A 14,160-nucleotide genomic window follows, 5' to 3' on the forward strand; every position below is an offset into this window, starting at 1 on the left:
TGTCGGGGAAACCGGCCACGCTAGCCCAGCGCCTTCAATTCGCCGGGCAATGCGTAAGCCCATTGCGTGATGTTGCCGGCGCCGAGGCACACGACGAGATCGCCGGGCTTGGCAAGGCCGCGAACGATCTTCGCAAGCTCGGCGGCATTCGGCAGCGGGATCACATCGCGATGGCCGTGCGCGCGCAGGCCGAGCACGAAATGATCGCGGTCGATGCCCGGGATCGGCGCCTCGCCGGCCGGATAGACCTCGGCGACGACAACCGCGTCGGCATCGTTGAAGCAGGTGCAGAATTCCTCGAACAGCGACTGCAGGCGGGTGAAACGATGCGGCTGCACCACGGCGATGATCCTGCCGCTGTAGGACTCGCGCGCAGCTTTCAGCACCGCGGCGATCTCAACGGGATGGTGACCGTAATCGTCGATCACGATGACGCCGTTCCACTCGCCGGTCCGGGTGAAGCGCCGCTTCACGCCGCCGAAGCCTGCGATGGCCTTGCGGATCGCTTCGTCGGAAATGCCGAGCTCATGCGCGACCGCGATCGCCGCGGTGACGTTCGACGCATTGTGGCGACCCGGCATCGGCAGCACGATGTCCGATATCTCGTGCGTCACGTCGGTCTTGCGGTTGCGGAAGGCGACCTTGAACTTGGAGCCGCCGGGTATCGGCTGCAGGTCGACCAGTCGCGCATCGGCCTGCGGATTCTCACCATAGGTGATGATGCGGCGATCCTCGATGCGGCCGACGATCGTCTGCACCACGGGATGGTCGATGCACATCACCGCGAAGCCATAGAACGGCACGTTCTCGACGAAGGCGCGGAATGCGTCCTGCACCGCCTCGAAGGTCCCGAAGTGATCGAGATGCTCGGGGTCGACATTGGTGACGATGGCGACGTCCGTCGGCAGCTTCAGGAACGTGCCGTCGCTTTCGTCGGCTTCCACCACCATCCAGTCGCCGGCGCCGAGCCGCGCATTGGTGCCGTAGGCATTGATGATGCCGCCATTGATCACGGTCGCATCGAAATCGCCGGCATCGAGCAGGGCTGCAACCATCGAGGTGGTCGTGGTCTTGCCATGGGTGCCGGCGATCGCAACGCAGCTCTTCAGCCGCATCAATTCCGCGAGCATCTCGGCACGGCGCACCACCGGAATGCGCTGCGCCCGGGCGGCCATCAATTCCGGATTATCGCGCTTGATCGCGGTCGAGACCACAACGACGTCGGCGCCGTTGACGTTCTCGGCCTTGTGCCCAACCGAAACCTTGACGCCCTTCTCGCGCAACCGCGCGACATTGCCGCTCTCGGAAGCATCAGAGCCCTGCACGGTGTAGCCGAGATTGCAGAGCACCTCGGCAATGCCGCTCATGCCGATGCCGCCGATCCCGATGAAGTGGATAGGTCCGATCTCGCGCGGCAGTCTCATGAGACAATCCTTCGATATTCTGCGCAGCCCGAGAGATTCAATCGGCTCTGCAAATTACTGGATGCCCCGCTTTCGCGGGGCATGACAAGGGCAATTTCTGCAGAATCGCCTAAATTCCAGCCACTTTCACCACCAGATCGGCCAGTCGCTCCGCCGCGTCGAGCCGACCGGCGCCGCGCGCGGCGGACGCCATTGCCGTCAATTTCGCCGGTTCGGCCGCCAAAGCAGAGATTTCAGCAGCCAACCTGTCCTGGGTAAATTCGGCCTGTGGAATCCGCAATGCGCCGCCGGCCTGCGACAGCACGCCGGCATTGGCGAACTGGTCCTGGTCGATCGCGCCGGGCAGCGGCACCAGGATCGAGGGCCGGCCGATCGCGGCGAGTTCGGCGACGGTGCCGGCACCGGAGCGCGAGATCACGAGATGGCTGGCGGCTAACCTTGCCGGCAGGTCGGTGAAGAACGGCGCGAGTTCGACATTGATCTTGAGCCGGTCATAGACCGCGCGCACCCGCGCCATGTCCTCCTCCCGCACCTGCTGCGTGAGGATCAGCCGGCTCCAGAGCGCAGGCTCCAGCTTTTCGATCGCGCCCGGCACGATGTCGCTCATCACCCGCGCGCCCTGGCTGCCGCCGACCACGAGCAGGCGCAGCGGCCCGTTCGGTTCCGGCGAGGCGAACGGCACTGCGGCAGCCGCGAGGACCGCGGGCCGCATCGGCGTGCCGACGGTGGTGGTCTTAGCGGCCAGTGCCGGATCGCGGTCGAGCACGCCGGGCAGCGATGTCGCGATCGCATTGACGCGGCTGGAGAGGAAGCGATTGGCGCGGCCGAGCACCGCATTGGCGTCATGGATAATGCCGGGCACGCCGAGCAGGCGCGCGGCGAGCAGCGGCGGCACCGTGGGATAGCCGCCGAAGCCGACCACCGCGGCCGGCTTCAATCGGCGCACCAGATTGGCGGCAACCACGATGCCATAGCCCAGCGTGAACGCGGTGCGGGCGAGCGAGATCGGATTGCGTCCGCGCACCGTCTCGCTCGGCACCACATCGATATTGTCCTTGGAGAACAGTCCGCTGTAGCGCAGCGCGCGGGCGTCGGTCGCGAGCCGCACGCGCAGGCCACGTCTGTTCAGTTCCACGCCGAGCGCTTCGGCGGGGAACAAATGGCCGCCGGTGCCACCGGCCGCGAGCAGGATGAGGGGCGCGTTGTCCATATCGGAGCTTCTACTGGCATTTAGCCGTCATTGCGAGCCACCCGGTCGGCGCGGAGCGCCGCCGGATGACAGGCTCCGCGAAGCAATCCATTTCGTCACTTGCGACACTATGGATTGCTTCGTCGCTTCGCTCCTCGCAATGACGGCGGAATGAGCTACGCGTAGCCCGGCGCTGCGCTGGCCGCGTTGGTCGATTCGATCTCGGTGCGTGGGCGCTGCCGGGTCAAGGCCAGCATCATGCCGACCCCGTAGGCGAGCGAGACGATCGACGAGCCGCCATAGGAGATGAACGGCAGCGTCATGCCCTTGGCCGGGATCAATTGCAGGTTGACCGCCATGTTGATCGCAGCCTGCACGCCGAACAGAATTGCGAGCCCCGACGCCGCAAAGCGAGCGAACATGTCCTCGGTCGTGTAGGCGCGCGAGAGCGTGCGGATCACGACGAAGGCGAACAGCGCCAGCAGCGCAAGGCAAAGGATGATGCCGAACTCTTCCGCGGCGACCGCAAAGACGAAGTCAGTGTGGCTGTCCGGCAGGCTGCGCTTTGCAATGCCCTCGCCCGGCCCGAGCCCGAACCAGCCGCCATTCCAGAACGCCTCCATCGCCATATCGACCTGGAAGGTGTCGCCGGAGGCCGGATTCATGAAGCGCTTGATGCGGCCGGCAACGTGCGGGACGAACAGATAGGCGCTGAACAGGCCGAGGCCCGCCGCGCCCGCAAGCCCGGCGACCCAGATCATCCGCATGCCTGCGATGAAGAACAGCGCGCCCCACACCATCAGGATCAGCATGGTCTGGCCGAAATCGGGCTCCATCACCAAAAGCGAGACCAGCATCAACAGCAACACCAGCGCCATCGAGGTCGCCGGCATTTCCGGACGCCTGGTCGATTCCGCAAACAGCCAGGCCGCGAGGATGACGAAGGCCGGCTTTGCCGATTCGGAAGCCTGGATATTGACGCCGACCAGCGTGATCCAGCGCCGCGAGCCCTTCACTTCCGGGCCGATCAGGAGGGTCATCACGATCAGCGCGATGCTGACAAAGAACACCACCATCGCGGCGCGCCGGATCTGGCGCGGCGACAGGAAAGAGACCGTGATCAGCACGATGAAGGACGGCAGCAGGAACATCACGTGCCGGCTGAAGAAATGGAACGGGTCGAGCCCGATCCGGGTCGCGACCGGCGGGCTCGCCGCCAGCGACAGGATGACACCGCCGAACATCAGCGCGATGACCGCCGCCAGCAGCGGCTTGTCGATGGTCCACCACCAGTCGGAGAACGGGGTGCGTTGATCACGGGCGAGCATGGGCGTCCCCAGAATGCCGAGGTAACGGTCATTGGTGGACGAGGATGGTTTCCGAAGGGTTAATGGATTGAGCAACTTTGGAGATAGAGCGAACCTCTCTCCCGTCGTCATGCCCGGCCTTGTGCCGGGCATCCACGTCTTTGCCGCCGCAACGAAGGGAAGACGTGGATGGCCGGGACAAGCCCGGCCATGACGGGCTACATCACCACCGGCTTGACGCCGGGCAGTGCCGTGACGAGGTCGCGGAAGGCGGCGCCGCGGATTTCGAAATTGCGGTACTGGTCGAAGGAGGCGCAGGCCGGCGACAGCAGGACGACCGCGTCAGTGAGGCCGGAGGCTTCCGCATCGCGCGCGGCGTTGGCGACTGCGACATCGAGCGTCTGCGAAATCTCGTGCGGCACGGCCTCGCCGAGCGTGCCGGCAAATTCCTGCGCCGCCTCGCCGATCAGATAGGCTTTGCGGATGCGCGGGAAATAACCGGTCAGGCTGGTGATGCCGCCGGCCTTCGGCTTGCCGCCGGCGATCCAGAAAATGTCAGTGAAAGACGACAGCGCATGCGCCGCCGCATCCGCATTGGTGCCCTTGGAGTCGTTGACGAACAGCACATTGCCGCGGCGGCCGACCTGCTCCATGCGGTGGGCGAGGCCGGGAAAGCTGCGCAAGCCGTTCTGCAGCACATCCGTCGAGATACCCATCGCCAGCGTGCAGGCCGCGGCGCAGGCCGCGTTTTGCGCGTTGTGCAGGCCGCGCAGCGAACCGATGCCGCCCAGCCGCGCGACCTCGCTGCGCGCGGCGCCGGAGGCGAGCACGATGGTCTCGTGTTCGACATAGATGCCGTCCGGCAGCGGGTTCTTCACGGACACCCGCACCACACGCTTGCCCGCCCGATCCAGGCGATCGGCGATGTTGCGGCAGAAGATGTCGTCGACGCCGACGATCGAGGTGCCACCCGGCTGCACGCCCGCGACCAGCCGCTCCTTGACCGCGGCGTAATTCTCCAGCGTGCCGTGGCGATCGATGTGGTCCTCGCTGACATTGAGCAGGATACCGACGGACGGATCGAGCGAGGGCGTGAGGTCGATCTGATAGGACGACATTTCGATCACATGGACGCGCCCCATCCGCGGCGGTTCCAGCGACAGGATCGCGGTGCCGATATTGCCGCCCATCTGAGTATCGTACCCGGCGACCTTCGTCAGATGCGCGATCAGCGCTGTCGTGGTCGACTTGCCGTTGGTGCCGGTGATGGCGACGAACGGCGCCTCTGGCGCATGGCGGCGTCGCTCGCGGCAGAACAGTTCGACATCGCCGATCACCTCGACGCCGGCCTGGCGCGCCAGCAGCACGCTCCAATGCGGCGCGGGATGGGTCAGCGGCGCGCCGGGGGTCAGGATCACCGCGGCGAAATTCTCCCAGGAGACCGAGCGCAGGTCCGCGGTGACGAAGCCGGCCTGCGCGGCTTTGGCGACGTTGTCGGAGTTGTCGTCGCCGGCAATCACCTCCGCCCCACCCGCCTTCAGCGCATGGCAGCTCGCAAGCCCCGAACCGCCGAGGCCGAACACGGCGACCGTCTTGCCCGCGAAAGAAGTGACTGGGATCATCGCAGCTTCAGCGTCGAAAGGCCGGCGAGCGCCAGCATCACGGCGATGATCCAGAAGCGGATCACGATCTGCGGCTCGGTCCAGCCCTTCTGCTCGAAATGATGGTGCAGCGGCGCCATCCGGAACACGCGCTTGCCAGTGAGCTTGAAGGAGGCCACCTGCACGATCACCGAAACCGCCTCCAGCACGAACAGGCCGCCGATCACCGCCAGCACGATCTCGTGCTTCACCGCGACCGCCGTTGCCCCGAGCATGCCGCCGAGCGCAAGCGAGCCGGTGTCACCCATGAAGATCGAGGCCGGCGGCGCGTTGAACCACAAGAACCCGAGACCAGCGCCCAGCACGGCGCCGCAGAGCACTGCGAGCTCGCCGGTGCCGGCGACGTAGTTGATCTGCAGGTAATCGGAGAACACCGCATTGCCGGTGAGATAGGAAATCATGCCGAAGCTGGCGGCCGCGATCATCACCGGAACGATGGCGAGACCGTCGAGGCCGTCGGTCAGGTTCACCGCGTTGCCCGCGCCGACCATGACGAAGGCGCCGAAGATCACGAAGAACCAGCCGAAATTGAACACCACATCCTTGAAGAAGGGAATCGCGAGCGAGGTCGAGGACACGTCGCGCCCGAGCCGCACCAGCGCGTAACAGGCGGCGAGCGCGATGATCGCCTCGATCGCAAGACGCAGCTTGCCGGCAAAGCCACTGTGGCTCTGCTTGGTGACTTTCAGATAATCGTCATAGAAGCCGACGAAGCCGAAACCCAGCGTCACCGCCAGCACGATCCAGACATAGGGATTGATCGGGTTGGCCCAGAGCAGCGTCGCCACCACCACGCCGGACAGGATCATCAGCCCGCCCATGGTCGGCGTGCCCTTCTTCGTAATCAGGTGCGATTGCGGGCCGTCGGTGCGGATCGGCTGACCCTTGCCCTGGCGCAACCGCAGATGATCGATGATCCAGGGCCCGAACAGGAACACGAACAGCGCGCCCGTCACCATCGCCCCGCCGGTGCGGAACGTGATGTAGCGGAACACGTTGAGCGCCCCCCGAAACACCCCGAAGCCGGGGACCGTGTTGGAAAGGTCGATCAGCCAATAAAACATTCAATATGCCTATACCGCTTCTTCGCGCGCGGCTTTGCCGGGAAAGCGCTTTTCCAGCGCGTTGACGATCCGCTTCATCTTCGAACCCAGCGATCCCTTGACCATGATGGCGTCGCCGGGGCGGATGGCCGCGACCGCCTGGGTCTCCAGACTCGCCGAGCTATCGGCATAGCCTCCCCGCCTTCCCGTGGAAAGAGCGTCCCAGAGGTTGCGCATCAGCGGACCACAACAATAGACGAGATCAATATTGTTGGCGTTGACAGCCTCGGCCAGGCCGCGATGCAGCGCAGGCCCGGTCGGCCCGAGCTCGAGCATGTCGCCGAGCACCGCGATGCGGCGGCCCTGCGCACCCAGCTGCGCCTGCCCGAGCACGTTCAGCGCAGCCGCCATCGACGCCGGATTGGCATTATAGCTCTCGTCGATCAGCGTCGCCTCGCCAGCGCCGACCTCGAGGGTGCGCCGCGCACCACGACCCGCCGGAGCCTCGAGCTGCGACAGCGACAAGGCCGCACGCGCAAGATCCGCCCCGATCAGCGATGCGCCGGCGAGTACGGCGAGCGAGTTCATCGCCATATGGCGGCCGGGCATGCTGATCTTGTAGGTGACGTCGTGGCCGAGGATGTTGGCATGTACGACGGAACAGGTCGCGTGCAGCGAGACGTCGAGGAGCTGCGCGTCGGATTGCGTGTCCGTGCCGAAGGCGACGATGCGCGAAATGCCGAGTTCCTTCGCCCGCGCTTGCAGCCTCGCGAATTGCGCATTGTCGCGGTTGAGCACGACGGCGCCATCGCGCTCGAGACCCAGGAAAATCTCCGCCTTGGCGTCCGCGATCTCTTCGATGCCGGAGAAGAACTCCAGATGCACCGGCTCCACGGTGGTGACGACGGCAACATGCGGCCGCACCAGCCTCACCAGCGGCGTGATCTCCCCGACATGGTTCATGCCGATCTCGAACACCGCAAACCGCGCCGACGCCGGACAGCGCGCCAGCGACAGCGGCACGCCCCAGTGATTGTTGAAGGAAGCAACGGAGGCATGGGTCTCGCCTTGCGCCGAGAGCACGTGCCGCAGCGCTTCCTTGGTCGAGGTCTTGCCGACCGAGCCGGTGACCGCGATGATCCTCGCGTTGAGCCGCGCGCGAGAGGCATGGGCAAGATCGACGAGACCGGCGAGCACGTCGTCGACGATCAAGAGCGGTGCATCGGCGGGGAACTTGTCGCGTTGTGCGCTTTCGACCACCGCGAGCGCGGCGCCCGCCTTCAATGCGGCCTCGACAAAATCGTGGCCGTCATGCACGTCGCCCTTGATGGCGAAATAGGCCTCGCTTGGCCGCAGGGTGCGGCTGTCGATGGAAAGGCCGGTGACGCCGGACGGCAAGCGCCCCTGTGTCGCGGCGTGCATCGCCTCCGCCATCGCAGCCGATGTCCATAGTGCTGTGCTCATGCGCCCCTCGCTTCAAGCGCCGCGGCCACGGCTTCATGATCGCTGAACGGCAATGTCTTGTCGCCGATAATCTGTCCGATCTCATGCCCCTTGCCGGCGATCAAGAGCACATCGCCCGGCTGCAATGCCGCGATGGTCGCCTTGATCGCTTCCGCGCGATCGCCGATTTCGCTCGCGCCCTTCGCGGCGCCGAGGATGGCCGCACGGATCGCCGCCGGATTCTCGCTGCGCGGGTTGTCGTCGGTGACGATGACGCTGTCGGCATTGTCAGCGGCAATCGCGCCCATCAGTGGACGCTTGCCCGCGTCGCGGTCGCCGCCGGCGCCAAAGACGACGATCAGCTTGCGCTTCGCATAGGGCCGCAGCGCCTGCAGCGCCTTGGCGAGCGCGTCCGGCTTGTGCGCATAGTCGACGAAAATCGGCGCACCGTTGCGCTCACCGACACGTTCGAGCCGTCCCTTGGCGCCCTCGAGATGTTCGAGGTTTGCAAAGACGGCATCGGCGTCGCTGCCGGTGCCGATCGCAAGGCCGGCCGCCACCAGCGCATTCTCGATCTGGAACTCGCCGACCAGCGGCAAATGGATAGCGCGCTTCCGACCACGGTGTTCGATCGTAAGCTTTTGTGCAAAACGTTCGATCGAAGCGTCGAGCTGGCGAATGCCATCTCCGCCGTCGGCGTTGCGGCCAACCGTGATGGTCCTGAGCTTGCGCGTGCGCGCCGCATCGATCACCTCAGGCGAGCAATCATGATCAGCCGAAATCACGGCTGCCCCGTCGGGCATCACCAGATCACGGAACAGCCGCAGTTTCGCGTTGAGATAGTGCGCCACGTCGGGGTGATAATCCATGTGGTCGCGCGACAGATTGGTGAAGCCGCCGGCGGCAATGCGCACGCCGTCAAGCCGATATTGGTCGAGCCCGTGCGAGGACGCTTCGAATGCCAGATGCGTGACGCCATCGCGGGTGATCTCGTCGAGCTGGCGATGCAGCGCGATCGGATCAGGCGTGGTCAGCGAGCCGTAGACCGTGCGTTTCGGCGACACCAGGCCGATGGTGCCGATGCTCGCGGCATCGTGCCCCAGTCGCTGCCAGATCTGCCGCGTGAAAGCCGCCACCGATGTCTTGCCGCTGGTGCCGGTCACAGCCGCGATCGTCTCGGGCTGGCGCGGGAAGAACTTCGCCGCGGCCAGTGCCAATGCGCGGCGCGGATTTGCCGTCACGACAAAAGGCACGCGCGGAGCGCCTTGCGGCCGATGATCGACGGCGACCGCGGCCGCGCCTGCGGCAATCGCGGCATCGATGAAGCGCGCCCCGTCGGTCTTGTAACCCGCGAGCGCGAAGAACAGATCGCCCGGCTTCACCGCGCGGCTATCAGCCGTCACCCCTCCGATCTCGATGGCTTCCGCCTGCGGATCGATCGTGGCATCAGCGCTGAAAAGGTCGCGAAGTCTCATGATCTTCCAGTCCGGCCGGCTGCTCACACGCTCAGATCATGATCCTCGCGGAAACCCCGTATCCGCGCTTCCGGATCATGCCCTGCCCCACGCCTTACTGGGTTGTCCTCGATGCCGCAAGAATAAGGCGGTCGGACGGCGGCAGATCGAACCGCGGCTCGAGCCCCAAAAGCGGCGCAATACGGGCGATCACCTTGCCGCCGGTCGGCACCGCGTTCCAGCCCGAGGTGATGAAACCATGGGTCTCCGGCAGCGCCTTCGGCTCATCCAGCATCACCAGAAGCTGGTACTTCGGATTATCGGCCGGGAGGATGGCGGTGAAGGAGTTCAGCACCTGTTTCTTGGAGTAGCGGCCATTGACCACCTTTTCCGCAGTGCCGGTCTTGCCGCCGATATAATAACCCTTCACGTCGGCCGACTTGGCGGTTCCGATCTCGGCATTGAGCCGCATCAGATACCGGATCTTGTCCGACGTCTCAGGCTTCACCACCCGCTTGGCGATCGCCTTGGCGTCTTCCTCCGAGCGCTTGAGGAAGGTCGGCGGGATCAGATTGCCGCCATTGACCATCGCATTGATGCCCATCACCGCCTGCAGCGGCGCAACCGCGATGCCATGGCCGAAGGAGATGGTGATCGTGTTCAATTCGCCCCAGCGCTTCGGCACGATCGGCGATGCGCTCTCCGGCAATTCGGTGCGGAGACGGTCGAGCTGGCCGACCTTCTTCAGGAACGCCTTGTGCGCCTCGACTCCTTGCGCAAGCGCGATGCGCGCCGCGCCGACATTGGAGGAGAAGGTGAATACTTCCGACAGCGAGATCGCCCGGCCGAGCGGATGGGTGTCGTGGATCGCGAACTTGCCATAGTGCAGCGCGCCGCGCGCGTCATACATGGTGTGGAGCGTGGCCTTGCCGGAATCCAGCGCCATCGCCAGCGTCAGCGTCTTGAAGGTCGAGCCCATCTCGAACACGCCCGTGGTCAGGCGGTTGATGCGATCGGGATCGTGCGCTTCCTTCGGATTGTTGGGATCGAAATCGGGCAGTGAGACCAGCGCGACGATCTCGCCGGTCCGAACATTGGAGACGAGGCCCGATGCCGCCTTGGCCTTGTACTTCTCCTTGGCCTTCAGGAGCTCGTCGCGCAGCGCATGCTCGACGCGCAGATCGATCGACAGTTCCACCGGCTTCTGCAAGCGGTCGGTGGCAAAGCCCGCGCGATGCAGATCGGCCAGACCGTTATTGTCCAGCCACTTCTCCATGCCGGCGATGCCCTGGTTGTCGATGTTCACGAGGCCGATCAAATGGGCAACGGTGGGGCCGGTCGGATAGATGCGCCTGTTCTCGCGCAGGAAGCCGATGCCGGGAACGCCGAGGCGATGGATATCCTGCTGCTGTTGCGGCGTGATCTCCCGCTTCAGCCAGACGAAACCTTTTCGCGACGACAGACGGTCGCGCACTTCGGCGGTGTCGAGATCAGGCAGCGTCGCGGTCAGAAGCTCAATCGCCTCGTCCTTGTCGATGATGCGGCGCGGCTCGCCAAACAGGCTCGGCGCTTTGACGTCGGTCGCGAGGATTGCGCCATTGCGGTCGATGATATCAGGGCGCGCGGTGGCGATCGCATCCTGCGAGGCGGTGCGGCGCGCGCCGTGGCTGTCGGCGCCCATCGCGAACATCACGAGCCGCCCGGCAATGATGGCGTAGACGGCGGCAAACGCGATGATCGCGAGACCGACCCGGGCGCGCGCCTTCGCGCTGCGGTCGACATTCCGCCCGTAGAGCAGGCCGCGGATCAGCCGCTGCCGCCACGGCTCGGCCGGCTTTGTGCTTGGCGCGCGGTCGGTCATTGCTGATCTCCCTGCTGCGCGGGGTCTGGTACCGACCCGGTCACGCTCTCCTGGTCGGCGGCGGCCTCGATGGTGTTGATCATCGCGCCGATCGGGTCAGGCGCGCCCGGCCGCGCGAAGTTCGGCGGACGTTCGGGCAAGTTCTTCAACGAGTCATATTGACTGGCGACAAGCGGCTTCAACGCGAGATGACGCTCGGCCAATCCCTGCAGCCTCATCGGCGAGTCGAGCTTGGCCCATTCGGCGCGAAGGCCCGCGATCGCGTCGCGCTGCTCGCGGATTTCCGCGTTCAGCCGCAGCACGCGCTCGGTCCGGGATGTCGATTCCATCTTGATGCGATAGACATAAGCTGCACACACCACGAGAAAGCCGATTACGAGGAAATGGAGGATGCGCATGCGCTAGCCTCCCCTTATCACACGCTCGAGCGTCGGCCATGACGGCGGCGCACCCTCGGCGTGCGGCGGTGCTTCCGTGCGCTCGGCGGCGCGCAGTTTGGCCGACCGCGCGCGAGGATTGGCCGCGATCTCGTCCTCGGACGGCGTCAGCGGGCGCTTGGTCAAAATCTTCAAGCTCGGCGCCATCTGCGCCACTTCGGGCAGATGCCGCGAACCGCTGGAAACCTTGCCACGCTCGCCGAAGAAATTCTTGACGATGCGGTCTTCCAGCGAATGGAACGAAACAACCACGAGCCGTCCGCCCGGCTTCAGCACACGCTCGGCGGCGGTGAGCGCACGCAGCAACTCATCGAGCTCTTCGTTGACGAAGATGCGCAGCGCCTGGAACGTCCGCGTCGCCGGATGGATCTCGTTCGGCTTGGAGCGGACGACCCTGGCGACGATGTCGGCCAGCGCTTGCGTCGTCTCGATCGGCGCTTCCTTGCGCGCGGCCACGATGGCGCGCGCCACGCCGCGCGAGTGCCGCTCCTCGCCGAAGAGATAGATGATGTCGGCAAGATCGCGCTCGGACGCGGCTGCGATCACATCCGCCGCGGTCGGCCCCGCACGCCCCATCCGCATGTCGAGCGGGCCCGCCAGACGGAACGAGAAGCCGCGCGCAGCCTGGTCGAGCTGCATCGAGGAGACGCCGATGTCCATCACCACGCCGTCGACGGCCTTCACACCTTGAGCGGCACAGATGTCGGCGAGATTGGAGAAGCGGTCCTCGACCAGCGTCAGCCGGCCTTCGGAGCGATCAACCAGATCGAAGCCGCCCGCGATCGCCGACCGGTCGCGATCGAGTCCGATGACGCGGGTTCCAGCCACGTCGAGAATCAGGCGGCTGTAGCCACCGGCACCGAAGGTGGCATCGATATAGATGCCGCCGGTGCGCGGATTCAGCATGTCGACCGCCTCGCGGCCGAGCACGGAAATGTGCGGCGCAGCAGGCGTCATGCGCCGGCTCCGAATGTTGTCCGGCGTAGGGGATCGAAACTGGACACGGACCAGCCCATGGCGCCTCGAATAGTTACGCGTCACGCCGCGGTTCCGTCCGAGCAGCCGCGGCACGGAGCACGCGCCGGTTCCCATATCAGGTCGCAAATCCTGATTCCCGACCGGAGTTTGCTGGGCTGCCATGGGATTTCGCGCGCAAGCGGGCCTCGGCCGCCCCTCAAAAACCGGTTCGGCTATTCACCACTTAGTAACGGCACTTAGCGTTAAGAAAGCGTTGCCGAATCCTTCACGGTTTATTTTGCTTTTTAGTCACATGTGGAACTCGCTGATGCGCACCGTCCACAGGCGGACCTAAAATTCGCGGGATGGCGCCGATGTGATTGCACCCGCGACAGGGTAAAGGAATAGTAAATTGAAGGCTGTCCGGAAATTGCAGGACTGCCGTTTTGAATTTGAGATTTGGGATGTCGTCCGGTTCGTTCGCGTCTGCTGATTCGAAGCGTCAACGCGCCCTTCCCGTTCCGAGGGCCATCGCCGACATGAAGATTTTTACTCCGGACTCCTCGATCGTCTCCGACGTCATCCCTTCGGTGAATTTCGGCGAACGCGCCAACGACCGGCAGCCCGACATGATCGTGCTGCATTACACCGGCATGCCCGACGTCGAGGGCGCCATCGCCCAGCTCTGCACCGCCGGCACCGAGGTCTCCGCACATTACATCGTGCTGGAGGATGGCCGCATCGTGCAATGCGTGCCGGAGAGCAAGCGCGCCTGGCATGCCGGCGTCTCCTGCTGGGCCGGCGAAGAGGACATCAATTCCTGCTCGATCGGCATCGAGATCATCAACCGCGGCCATGACTGGGGCTATCCGGATTATCCGCTGCGCCAGATCGCAGCGGTGATCGCGCTGTGCCGCGGCATCATGCTCCGCCGCAACGTGCCGTCGTATCGCGTGCTCGCTCATTCCGACGTGGCGCCGGCGCGCAAGAAGGACCCCGGCGAAAAGTTCCCGTGGCATTCGCTGGCCAATTCCGGCGTCGGGCATTGGGTTCAGCCGGCGCCGATCGTACGCGGGGAGACGCTCCAGCTCGGCGCGATCAACGATAACGTCACCAACATGCAGCAGGCATTCGCCCGCTACGGCTACAACATCCCGACCAACGGCAAGTTCGACGGCCCCACCATGGAAGTCGTCACCGCCTTCCAGCGCCATTTCCGCCAGGAGCGCGTCGACGGCATCGTAGATCGCTCGACCATGACCACGTTGCATGCGCTGCTGGAGAGCCTGCCGCCGGAAGCGACGATGGTTGCGGCCAAATAGGCAAGTCTCTCGTCATTGCGAGCGAAGCGAAGCAATCCATCTCGCCACTTGTTGAAGCATGG

The 14,160-nt window shown here is 65.0% G+C and carries 11 protein-coding genes; 1 reads left to right on the forward strand and 10 read right to left on the reverse strand.

The genetic code is table 11. The features are described 5' to 3' along the window. Positions 1 to 20 precede the first annotated feature (20 nt). The 10 genes from murC to rsmH all read right to left on the reverse strand — a co-directional run bounded on the left by murC (position 21) and on the right by rsmH (position 12,959). Entirely contained in the window at positions 21 to 1,424 is a 1,404-nt protein-coding gene (gene murC / locus AC5ZG1_RS09715; RefSeq protein WP_496132710.1) for a UDP-N-acetylmuramate--L-alanine ligase, read from the reverse strand. 109 nt (positions 1,425 to 1,533) lie between these two features. After that, positions 1,534 to 2,634, reverse strand: coding sequence for an undecaprenyldiphospho-muramoylpentapeptide beta-N-acetylglucosaminyltransferase (murG, locus tag AC5ZG1_RS09720; protein WP_496132711.1), 1,101 nt, complete (start codon positions 2,632 to 2,634; stop codon positions 1,534 to 1,536). Positions 2,635 to 2,789: 155 nt separating this feature from the next. Further along, complete coding sequence (ftsW, locus tag AC5ZG1_RS09725; RefSeq protein WP_028167500.1) at positions 2,790 to 3,941, reverse strand: putative lipid II flippase FtsW; 1,152 nt, start codon at positions 3,939 to 3,941, stop codon at positions 2,790 to 2,792. Positions 3,942 to 4,138: 197 nt separating this feature from the next. Continuing rightward, positions 4,139 to 5,542, reverse strand: coding sequence for a UDP-N-acetylmuramoyl-L-alanine--D-glutamate ligase (gene murD, locus AC5ZG1_RS09730; RefSeq protein ID WP_496132712.1), 1,404 nt, complete (start codon positions 5,540 to 5,542; stop codon positions 4,139 to 4,141). Continuing rightward, positions 5,539 to 6,645 carry a phospho-N-acetylmuramoyl-pentapeptide-transferase gene (gene mraY / locus AC5ZG1_RS09735; RefSeq protein ID WP_028167502.1) on the reverse strand — a complete coding sequence of 369 codons (1,107 nt, stop codon included), beginning with the start codon at positions 6,643 to 6,645 and terminating at the stop codon, positions 5,539 to 5,541. Before mraY ends, murD begins: the two co-directional genes overlap by 4 nt. Positions 6,646 to 6,654: 9 nt before the next feature. Next, on the reverse strand, positions 6,655 to 8,088 hold the full coding sequence (locus AC5ZG1_RS09740; RefSeq protein WP_496132713.1) for a UDP-N-acetylmuramoylalanyl-D-glutamyl-2,6-diaminopimelate--D-alanyl-D-alanine ligase: 1,434 nt from the start codon (positions 8,086 to 8,088) through the stop codon (positions 6,655 to 6,657). Continuing rightward, complete coding sequence (locus tag AC5ZG1_RS09745) at positions 8,085 to 9,542, reverse strand: UDP-N-acetylmuramoyl-L-alanyl-D-glutamate--2,6-diaminopimelate ligase (RefSeq protein WP_496132714.1); 1,458 nt, start codon at positions 9,540 to 9,542, stop codon at positions 8,085 to 8,087. Before AC5ZG1_RS09745 ends, AC5ZG1_RS09740 begins: the two co-directional genes overlap by 4 nt. A 94-nt stretch (positions 9,543 to 9,636) precedes the next feature. Then, a complete protein-coding gene (locus AC5ZG1_RS09750) occupies positions 9,637 to 11,382 on the reverse strand; it encodes a peptidoglycan D,D-transpeptidase FtsI family protein (RefSeq protein ID WP_130227673.1) in 1,746 nt (581 codons plus the stop codon). Beyond that, positions 11,379 to 11,780 carry a cell division protein FtsL gene (gene ftsL, locus AC5ZG1_RS09755; protein ID WP_496132715.1) on the reverse strand — a complete coding sequence of 134 codons (402 nt, stop codon included), beginning with the start codon at positions 11,778 to 11,780 and terminating at the stop codon, positions 11,379 to 11,381. The genes AC5ZG1_RS09750 and ftsL overlap by 4 nt, the downstream gene beginning before the upstream one ends. A gap of 3 nt (positions 11,781 to 11,783) precedes the next feature. Further along, positions 11,784 to 12,959, reverse strand: coding sequence for a 16S rRNA (cytosine(1402)-N(4))-methyltransferase RsmH (gene rsmH, locus AC5ZG1_RS09760; protein ID WP_496132716.1), 1,176 nt, complete (start codon positions 12,957 to 12,959; stop codon positions 11,784 to 11,786). A 281-nt stretch (positions 12,960 to 13,240) separates the two neighbouring features. On the opposite strand from rsmH, the gene AC5ZG1_RS09765 reads away from it, so the two are divergent. Then, a complete protein-coding gene (locus AC5ZG1_RS09765) occupies positions 13,241 to 14,098 on the forward strand; it encodes an N-acetylmuramoyl-L-alanine amidase (RefSeq protein WP_496132717.1) in 858 nt (285 codons plus the stop codon). Positions 14,099 to 14,160: the final 62 nt, after the last annotated feature.

It is taken from the genome of Bradyrhizobium sp. Leo78 (assembly GCF_059512425.1).